Annotated in this window: 9 protein-coding genes and 1 pseudogene; 6 read left to right on the top strand and 4 right to left on the bottom strand. The window is 59.6% G+C overall.

Annotated features, from left to right (window positions below):
* The coding region (locus tag FBY04_RS18585) for an IS3 family transposase (protein WP_145316090.1) at positions 1–498 on the top strand (498 nt) is incomplete at its 5' end.
* 423 nt (positions 499–921) lie between these two features.
* Here FBY04_RS18585 and FBY04_RS18580 read toward each other — a convergent pair.
* A pseudogene (locus FBY04_RS18580) lies at positions 922–1326 on the bottom strand (histone deacetylase); the annotation flags it as partial.
* A gap of 91 nt (positions 1327–1417) precedes the next feature.
* Between FBY04_RS18580 and FBY04_RS18575 the strand changes: the two are divergent.
* From FBY04_RS18575 to FBY04_RS18565, 3 genes are all read left to right on the top strand, one after another.
* A complete protein-coding gene (locus tag FBY04_RS18575; protein ID WP_145316088.1) occupies positions 1418–1987 on the top strand; it encodes a GNAT family N-acetyltransferase in 570 nt (189 codons plus the stop codon).
* 106 nt (positions 1988–2093) lie between these two features.
* The gene (tesB, locus tag FBY04_RS18570; RefSeq protein WP_084319590.1) at positions 2094–2963 is read left to right on the top strand and encodes an acyl-CoA thioesterase II; all 870 of its coding nucleotides are present in this window, start codon (positions 2094–2096) and stop codon (positions 2961–2963) included.
* On the top strand, positions 2960–3553 hold the full coding sequence (locus FBY04_RS18565) for an HAD family hydrolase (RefSeq protein ID WP_145316086.1): 594 nt from the start codon (positions 2960–2962) through the stop codon (positions 3551–3553). Before tesB ends, FBY04_RS18565 begins: the two co-directional genes overlap by 4 nt.
* Before the next feature lie 133 nt (positions 3554–3686).
* Here FBY04_RS18565 and FBY04_RS18560 read toward each other — a convergent pair whose 3' ends face one another.
* Both FBY04_RS18560 and FBY04_RS18555 read right to left on the bottom strand, forming a co-directional pair.
* Positions 3687–4646 carry an alpha/beta hydrolase gene (locus tag FBY04_RS18560; protein ID WP_084319587.1) on the bottom strand — a complete coding sequence of 320 codons (960 nt, stop codon included), beginning with the start codon at positions 4644–4646 and terminating at the stop codon, positions 3687–3689.
* Positions 4647–5540 carry a neutral zinc metallopeptidase gene (locus tag FBY04_RS18555; protein ID WP_145316084.1) on the bottom strand — a complete coding sequence of 298 codons (894 nt, stop codon included), beginning with the start codon at positions 5538–5540 and terminating at the stop codon, positions 4647–4649.
* Between the two features lie 253 nt (positions 5541–5793).
* On the opposite strand from FBY04_RS18555, the gene FBY04_RS18550 reads away from it, so the two are divergent.
* Together FBY04_RS18550 and FBY04_RS18545 are read left to right on the top strand one after the other, a co-directional pair.
* Complete coding sequence (locus tag FBY04_RS18550) at positions 5794–6570, top strand: IclR family transcriptional regulator (protein WP_084319583.1); 777 nt, start codon at positions 5794–5796, stop codon at positions 6568–6570.
* 129 nt (positions 6571–6699) lie between these two features.
* Complete coding sequence (locus tag FBY04_RS18545; RefSeq protein WP_145316082.1) at positions 6700–7578, top strand: DMT family transporter; 879 nt, start codon at positions 6700–6702, stop codon at positions 7576–7578.
* Positions 7579–7672: 94 nt separating this feature from the next.
* Here FBY04_RS18545 and FBY04_RS18540 read toward each other — a convergent pair whose 3' ends face one another.
* Positions 7673–8974: an MFS transporter gene (locus FBY04_RS18540; protein WP_235864448.1), complete on the bottom strand. Its 1302-nt coding sequence runs from the start codon at positions 8972–8974 to the stop codon at positions 7673–7675.
* Positions 8975–9096: the final 122 nt, after the last annotated feature.

Below are 9096 nucleotides of genomic sequence, written 5' to 3'. Positions count from 1 at the left end.
CCGAATGAGAAATGGCTGACCGACATCTCGGAGTTCCAGATCCCGGCCGGCAAGGTGTACCTGTCCCCCATGATCGACTGCTTCGATGGGAAGGTAATCAGTTGGTCGATCGGCACGCGTCCCGACGCCGAGCTTGTGAACACGATGCTGGATGCCGCTGTCGAAACGGTGGCCAGCAACGATAAACGGCCTGTTGTTCACTCCGATCGTGGCGCTCACTACCGCTGGCCCGGCTGGCTATCGCGCATCGCTGATGCGAAGCTGATTCGTTCGATGTCGCGCAAAGGCTGCTCACCTGACAACGCGGCTTGTGAAGGTTTCTTCGGCCGACTGAAAACGGAGCTGTTCTATCCTCGCAACTGGCAGTCAACGAGCATCGAGCAGTTCATTCAGGCCTTGGATTCATACATTCGCTGGTACAACGAAAAACGAATCAAGATTTCCCTCGGCGCGCTCAGTCCCATTGAGTATCGTGAAAGCCTGGGCTTCGCGGCATAACCAGTCCAAGTTTTTGTCCGCATCCCCAACAGCCTTTACTGGGTCAGTTTTCGGTCAGCGGCAACAATATAGGCATACTCATAACGCTTTGCAGGCTTAACGTACGATTTTTCCCGTTTGTCCATCCGCCCACAAGCATCTGTCGGAACCCGGGCATTTCGTGTTCGAGGAAAAGCCAAGAGCGTCCTGTGAATTCACGAGAGATAGTAGTTTGGTTCGCAACCGATAAGCAGCTATCGATGCCGAAAAAACGTAAGTGAAGGGTGTGGATCACCAGACTCTATGGATACGAGGGCGCCCGGGGACGCCTTGAGTTTTGTGTAAACTTTTCGCGGTATTTCGAGTATTTATTTCCATTTTCAGAAACCTACACTCTCCAAGGCTGCTGCCGTCCCCGTCCAATCATCTTTGTTTACATAATTGGTCAGCATAATTGCAGAACCCGGCCGGGTAATCGTAATGCGCATGATGCGTGCCGCCGGCGAGGTGACAGGCCAAACCATGCTCCAGTGCCTGTTCCGCCGCCAGCAACGAACCGCCGACCGCGCGCACCGTGCGCCGGGCCAATGCTTCGCTCCACGGCAAGCCAAGGCGCCGCTGGTCTTCGCGGGACAACTCGCCGCTCATGTAGCGTTCGATATAGGCAGCGTCATGGGCAAGGGCGAGAATCTCCGGCGGGCAGAGTTCCGGGCGCAGCAGGTCGGCGTCCCGGGTCAGTCCGCTGTCCACCAGGTGGTCGCGCAGCAGGCGAAACTTGTCCATCGGGAAACGGTGATCCTCCGGGAACTCGGGGCTGTAGTCTTCGTGGTAGATCAGTGGCAGCGACATGGCGGGCTTTTATCAAGGACGGCTGGCAGGATTGAAGGAAGGATCCTACCAGCGATGTAGACTTACGGCATGGAAAGGGGGGGAGTAGACGATGGAGCCGATACTGGAACTCGAAAGTGCGCGACTGCTGTTGCGGCAGTGGCGTGATGAGGATTTGCCAGCGTTTGCAGCGATGTGCGCCGATCCGCAAGTGATGCGCTATTTTCCGGCGCCCCTGAGTCGGCTGGACAGTGCTTCGCTGATCGGGCGCGTGCGCGGGCATTTTGCCGAGCATGGTTTCGGCCTGTGGGCGCTGGAGCGCAAAGATACCGGCGCGTTCATCGGTTTTACCGGGTTGGGTGTGGTCGGATTCGACGCGCCGTTTACGCCTGCCATCGAAATCGGTTGGCGTCTGGCTCGCGAGCACTGGGGCCTTGGCTATGCCAGTGAAGCGGCATGGACCGCTCTGCGCTGCGGGTTTGACCGGCTGGCGTTGAAAGAAGTCGTGTCCTTCACCACGGAAACCAACATGCCTTCACAGAAAGTCATGCAGGCCATCGGCATGCACCACGATTCAGCCGATGACTTTGAGCACCCGACGCTCGCTGCCGATCATCCCCTGCGTCACCATGTGTTGTACCGCATCACCCGTGAACAATGGCTGCAAACCTTGCATGGATAAGCCGGCCCGGACGTTTACAATGGCCCCCATGATGGCCCCGGCCAGAACCTGAATCGACCGCCGCAGCCAAGACTGCGCGGCATTGTGTTGTGTGAGGAGAGTCTGAATGAGCCAAGTGTTGGATGATCTGGTCGACTTGCTGACCCTGGAACCGATCGAAGAAAACCTGTTCCGTGGCCGCAGTCAGGACCTGGGTTTTCGTCAGCTGTTCGGCGGTCAGGTGATCGGTCAGTCGCTGTCGGCGGCCAGTCAGACGGTCGAAGCCGCGCGCCATGTGCATTCGATGCACGGCTATTTCCTGCGTCCGGGCGATTCCGCGTTGCCCGTGGTGTATCAGGTGGACCGGGTGCGCGACGGTGGCAGTTTCAGCACGCGTCGGGTGACGGCCATCCAGAAGGGCAACCCGATCTTCACCTGCAGCGCCTCGTTCCAGTACGACGAAAAAGGTTTCGAGCACCAGGCCGAGATGCCGGTGGTGGTCGGCCCGGAAAACCTGCCGTCGGAGCTGGAGCTGACTCAGCAGCGCGCTCATCTGATTCCCGAACACATGCGTGAAAAACTGCTGTGCCCGAAACCAATCGAATTCCGACCGGTCACCGAGAAAGATCCCTACAACCCGCAGCCGTCCGATCCGATCAAGTACGTCTGGTTTCGTGCAGACGGTGCCTTGGCCGATACCCCGGCGCTGCACAAATACCTGCTGGCCTACGCCTCGGATTTCGGTCTGCTGACCACGTCGATGCAACCTCACGGCAAGTCGGTCTGGCAGAAAGACATGCAGGTCGCCAGCCTCGATCACGCCCTGTGGTTCCACGCGGACCTGCGTGCCGATGACTGGTTGCTCTACGCGATGGACAGCCCGTGGGCCGGCAATTCCCGAGGTTTCACCCGCGGTAGTGTATTCAACCGCGCCGGGCAACTGGTGGCGTCGGTCACTCAGGAAGGCTTGATTCGTCACCGCAAGGATTGGGCATGAGCCTGGCCGAGGTGCGGCACTGGGTGTTCGACATGGACGGCACCCTGACGGTGGCCGTGCATGATTTCGCGGCGATTCGTGTGGCATTGGCGATCCCGGCCGAAGACGACATCCAGACTCACCTCGCCACGCTGCCGGCCGATGAGGCTGCAGCCAAACACGCGTGGTTGCTGGAGCATGAGCGGGATCTGGCGCTGGGTTCGAAACCGGCGCCGGGCGCCGTCGAGTTGGTGTGTGAATTGGCTGGGCGCGGTTATCGGCTGGGCATTCTTACGCGCAATGCGCGTGAACTGGCGCATGTGACGCTGGAGGCCATCGGCCTGGCGGACTGCTTCGCGGTGGAGGATGTGCTGGGGCGCGACGAAGCGCCACCCAAGCCGCACCCCGGTGGTTTGTTGAAACTGGCCGAGGCCTGGAAGGTGCCGGCGAGCGAGATGGTGATGGTCGGTGATTACCGGTTTGATCTGGATTGCGGGCGGGCGGCGGGGGCGCGGACGGTGTTGGTGAATCTGCCGGATAATCCGTGGCCGGAGTTGACCGATTGGCATGCGGCGGATTGTGTCGAGCTGAGGCAGATGCTTTCGGCTTGAGGAATTGGTTGTCTGAGAGTGCCCCTTCGCGAGCAAGCCCGCTCCCACATTCGACCCTGTTCTTTCTGAAAGAACTCGGTCGAATGTGGGAGCGGGCTTGCTCGCGAAGGGGCACTGCCAGGCAATACAAAACTCACTGACCAAACAAAACCTTCTGCCCCTCAGGCGACGTAAACATCCCATCCCCGTTATGCCCAACCCCGGGTACTTCGATCAGTTGCTGATTCAACTCTTTCGGATGGCTACGTTTTAAAGAATCAAAAAAATTGCGTCCGCGAATCAATCGGTAAGCACCCTGGGCTTGGGCTTCACAGCTTTTATCCAGCGCTGGGTGATTCGGGTCGATGTCCTGCTGCCCTAGTAGATAAACGATGTCACGCTGGACGTACTTTTCCTTCAGCTGCGCGGGTGTTTGTCCTTCGGCATAAGCAGGCAGATTGCTCAGGCCGTACTTCCAGCGATTGAAGTCCGGGCAACGGGCATGACTGAAAGCCACCGGCCGTCGCTCATCGAAATACGCGTAGGAAGACGGGTTGGCGATGACATAGCGCACGTGCACGCCAGCAGCCTTGAGTTCCGGTTGATCGTGACTCAACAAGGCATAGCGCTGAACCACCTGAGCACCACCGGAGTGGCCGGCGATGACGATGTCCTTTACGTCCGGAAACTGTCGACGATCGCCAAGCCGGGCAATGATCTGGTCGAGGGCCGCGTAGGAACTCAGCGCAAACGGAGCGGTGGATAAACCGCCGGCCATCCAGTCATTGCCTTGCCAACGCAACACGGTGTCGGCCACTGGATGGAGTGCCACGTCGGTTTCATTGAGAAATTGTGGAGCGATCACCAGCGTGTTGGCGCTTTGCCCGGCCTGTTCCGCCGCACGCTCGGCGCTCTGGCGATACGTTTCGGCGTTGCGCAACCGTCCATGGAGGATGATCAGCACGCGTTCGATTTTCGCTGGCGCCGGGCCAATGCCCACCGCCATCTCACCTTCGTTCAACAACAGCCGTCCGGCGCTGATTTCCTTGACTGCCTGCTCGGCAGCCTGGGTACTTGCACAGGTGAACAACAGAACCAACAGCCACTTATTCATCTATAGGTTTTTCGCCGCAAAGGTATCGCACTGGCCCACCTGGCCTTGCGCAAATCCGGTTTTGAACCAGCGCACCCTTTGCGCTGACGTGCCATGGGTAAACGAGTCCGGCACCACGCGACCCTGACCTTGCTGCTGCAAGCGGTCGTCGCCGATGGCGTTGGCGGCATTCAAGGCTTCTTCGATGTCGCCCGGTTCCAGCCAGTTCAGGCGCTGCTGCGCGTTGTTGGCCCAGACACCGGCCAGGCAATCCGCTTGCAGTTCCTGGCGTACCAGCAAACCGCCGTCGCCTTCCATTTGCCGGCCTTGCTGGCGGGCTGTCTGAATTTTCGCCGAGACACCGAGCAACGTCTGAACATGGTGTCCGACTTCGTGAGCGATCACGTAGGCCTGAGCGAAATCACCCGCAGCGGAAAAGCGTTGTGACATTTCCTGGAAAAAACTCATGTCCAGGTAGACCTTCTGGTCTGCGGGGCAATAGAACGGGCCGGTCGCCGAAGTCGCCAGGCCGCACGCCGAGTTCACCCGGTTGCTGAACAGCACCAGCGTAGGATTCTTATACTGCCGACCGGCCTGCTGAAAAATCTGGCCCCAGGTGTCTTCAGTGTCACCGAGGATCGAGCGTACGAACTCCGCCCCTTCATCATTGGCCGGCGGTGCCTTGCGGGTTTGCGTCGAGGCCGGTGCCGATTGCTCGGTCATTTGGCCGGTCAACTGGCCGAGGATCTGCAACGGGTCCTGGCCGGTGATCCAGCCGATCCCGACAATCAGGATGATGGCCGTCAGGCTCAGGCCCTTGCCGCCACCAAAGCGCATCCCGCCGCCACCACCGCCGACATCATCACCACGGGCATCGACCACGTTGTCGCTGCGTCGGCCTTTTTTCCATAGCATGTGGGAATCCTCTGATTGTCCGTGGGGATGAGTGTTGCTGGTGAGTGAGAGCGGCGCCAGTCCGGTCGTCCGTCTTTCACTCGCTGGCCGGTAGCGTGCAGGCAGTAGGAACATGGATAACCCCTCGAATTCCCTCAGGGGACGGGTTTTTATCAAACAGTCGAGTGTCTGCGTCGCTCAAACCTCGGGTTCCAGATTTCGCATTACCCGGTTCGTCTTCTAGAATCAGGGCAAATCGAATTCGGAACCTCCCATGGCCGGCAGTCAGATCGAACGTGTCTTCAATGTGCTCGAAAGCCTCACCCGTGACCCTCGCGGTTTGCCCATGCAGCTGCTCGCGGAGCAACTGGACATCCCTAAAAGCGCGACCCACCGTATGCTCGCGGAGCTGATTCGACTGGGTTATGTGCGGCAGAATCCGGAGAATCTGCGGTATCACTTGTCCACCAAACTGGTCGCGATGGGTTTTCGTTACCTGGCGGGTAGCGGCGCCGATATCGTTCAGCCCGTGCTGGATCGTCTGGCCCAGGAAACCGGGGAACTGGTGCGTCTTGGGCTTATCGAAGGTGAGCGGCAGATCTGGATCGCCAAATCCCAGGGCGCCCGTTCGGGGTTGCGTTACGACCCGGACATGGGCCGCGACGCACCGTTGTTTTATACGGCTTCGGGCCATGCGTGGCTGGCTTGCATGAGCGACGCCGAGGCCTTGTCGCTGGTGGAGCGCCAGGGCGGCGACCGGCCAAAGGATCTGGGACCGAACGCTCCGCGGTCCAACATTGAATTGCTGGAACGGCTGCGACTGGCGCGGGAGCAAGGCTACGCCTGGGTCGAGGAGAGTTCGGCAGTGGGCACTTCAGCGATTGCGGCAGTGGTACGGCACCCCACCGACGGGCGAGTAATTGGCGTGCTGAGCATTGCCGGTCCAAGCGCGCGGATGCCGGGAGCGCGACTGCATGAGCTGGCACCACTGCTGTTGAAATTTACCGAGGAATTGTCTGCCGCCAGCCTGGCGTCCGAGTTCTTCAATTAACGGTCATGCAGTCAAGCAGCTCTTCTGAAAATTGTGTGCGCTGTTCGCCCGGTTTTACAGAGTGGCTATGTGAGAATCTGGAACCAGGTTCTAAATTTAGATTGAATTCGCGAGGCACAAGGGCAATCCATGACCGTCAGCACTCCGCTCTCCGGCGTAAACCAACCCTTCAAAGGGATTTTGCTGATCGTCGTCGCCACCTTCCTTTTCTCCAGCCATGACGCCTTGTCGAAATACCTTTCGGGGTTCTACCCGATTGTCATGGTGGTCTGGGCCCGTTATGTGGTTCACACCATATTGATGGCCGGGATTTTTCTGCCGCAGTCCGGGTTGCGCGTCCTGCGCACTAAACGGCCGATGCTGCAGTTGCTGAGGGCGTTGTGCTTGCTGGGCACCAGTCTGTTTTTCACCACCGGCTTGCAGTACATCCCGTTGGCTGAAGCCACGGCGGTCAACTTTCTCGCTCCGGTTCTGGTGACTGCACTGTCGGTGCCGCTGCTGCGTGAGCGCGTCACCCGTGGCCAATGGATCGCGGTGATTTGCGGCTTTGTCGGCGTGTTGATCATCGTCCACCCCGGCGGCGATCTGTTCACGCCAGCGGTTCTGCTGCCGCTCTGCTCGGCGCTGTTTTTCTGCTTCTATCAATTGCTCACTCGCAAGCTCAGTGAGATCGACAGCCCGACCACCAGCAACTTCTTTGCCGGCCTGTGCAACACCCTGGTGATGAGTGCGCTGGTGCCGTTCTTCTGGCAAGTGCCAAGCGTTGGGCATGGCTTGATGATGGTGGCGCTGGGCGCCTGCGGGATGACAGCGCATCTGTTTCTGACCCAGGCTTTCCGCCACGCAGCCCCGGCGTTGCTGGCACCGTTCGGCTATTGCCAGATTGTGTTTGCCGGTTTGCTGGGCTGGTTGCTGTTTTCTCACACGCCGACCCTGACCACGATTGTGGGGATCGCGGTGATTTGCTGCAGCGGATTGGCGGCGGCGTGGCAACAGAGTCGCCGGTAGCCGCGGCGAACGAACTGTGGGAGCGAACCTTTGTGGCGAGGGGACAAGTCCCCTCACCATAAAGGTTCGCTCCCACAGGGTATTGCGTCGAACTTTACTCAGTAACGGTCGGAATCTTGCGCGGCGCCATGAAGTACATCCAGATCAGCGCGATGAAGTACATCGCCGGAATCAGGGTGAACAGCACGGTGTAGTTGTTGTTGGTGACCGTCAGGATATGACCGACCAACTGGGTCATGAACATCCCGCCGATGGCCGCGCACATGCCGCCGAAACCGAACACCGTACTCATCATGTGTTTAGGCGTGTAGTCCATCACCAGGCTCCAGATGTTCGCGGTCCAGGCCTGGTGAGCGCCGATGGCCAGGGAGATGGCGAAGACCGCGACCCACAGACTGCTTGAACCGGCCGCCATGATCACGCCGATGATGCAGCAGGCGAACAGGAACATGGACATCAGTCGCGCCTTGATCGGGTTGATTCCGCGGCCGATCAGGAACGAGGAAAGGATGCCGCCGCCGACGCTGCCGAAGTCGGCCGTGAGGTAGATGATGATCAGCGGAATACCCATCTGGGTCACGTTGATCCCCAGGTTGTATTGCTGATTGAGGAACGGTGGCAGCCAGTACAGGTAGAACCAGAACACCGGAGCCGTCATCGAGTAGGCGAGGGCGAAGGCCCAGGTGCCGCGCATGCGCAGGATTCGGGAGAACGGTACGCGGGCCTGTTCCGGTTCGACTTCCTTCTGGATGTAGTCCAGCTCCGACTGTTTAACGCTCGGGTGATCTTCCGGGTTGAAGTACTTCAAGCCCCAGAACAGCAACCAGATGCCACCCAGTGACGCCATGCACAGGAACGCCGCCTGCCAGCCCCACGCGTGGAGGATCAACGGCAGCAGCATCGGTGTGAACATCGCCCCGACGTTGGTGCCGGCGTTGAAAATGCCGGTCGCCACGGCGCGCTCGCCGGCCGGAAACCACAACCGCGTGGTTTTCACGCAAGCCGGATAGTTGGCGGCTTCGGTCAGCCCGAGGATAAAGCGGCAGACCATGAACCCGACCGCCGAGGTGGCCAGGCCATGGGCACCGGTCGCCAGGCTCCAGAGCAGCACCGCGCAGAAGAACACACGCTTCACGCCGACCCTGTCGATCAACCGGCCTTGCAGCACGAAACCGATGGCGTAGCCCACCTGAAACCAGAAGTTGATGTTGGCGTAGTCCATCGCCGTCCAGCTCATTTCCTTGGCGAGGATGGGCTGCATGACGCCCAGCGCGGCGCGGTCGATGTAGTTCAGGGTGGTGGCGAAAAACACCAGCGCCAGCATGCCCCAACGGGTTTTGCCGACGGCCATGGCGCCGCGGATCTTGTCGCCGATGCCGCCAGCGGCAGGAGTCATGGAGGAACGCTCCACGGGAGAGCTTTGGGAAGGAGTCATGTAGGCCACCGATTATTTTTATGTGGTGTTCTGAGTCTTGGGTCACCGAGACCGATGTGTGTGACCGGACTCAATGTGGGGTG

The organism is Pseudomonas sp. SJZ080, from assembly GCF_007828295.1.
Classification (GTDB): domain Bacteria; phylum Pseudomonadota; class Gammaproteobacteria; order Pseudomonadales; family Pseudomonadaceae; genus Aquipseudomonas; species Aquipseudomonas migulae_A.
This window is presented reverse-complemented; position numbering and strand designations above follow the sequence as displayed.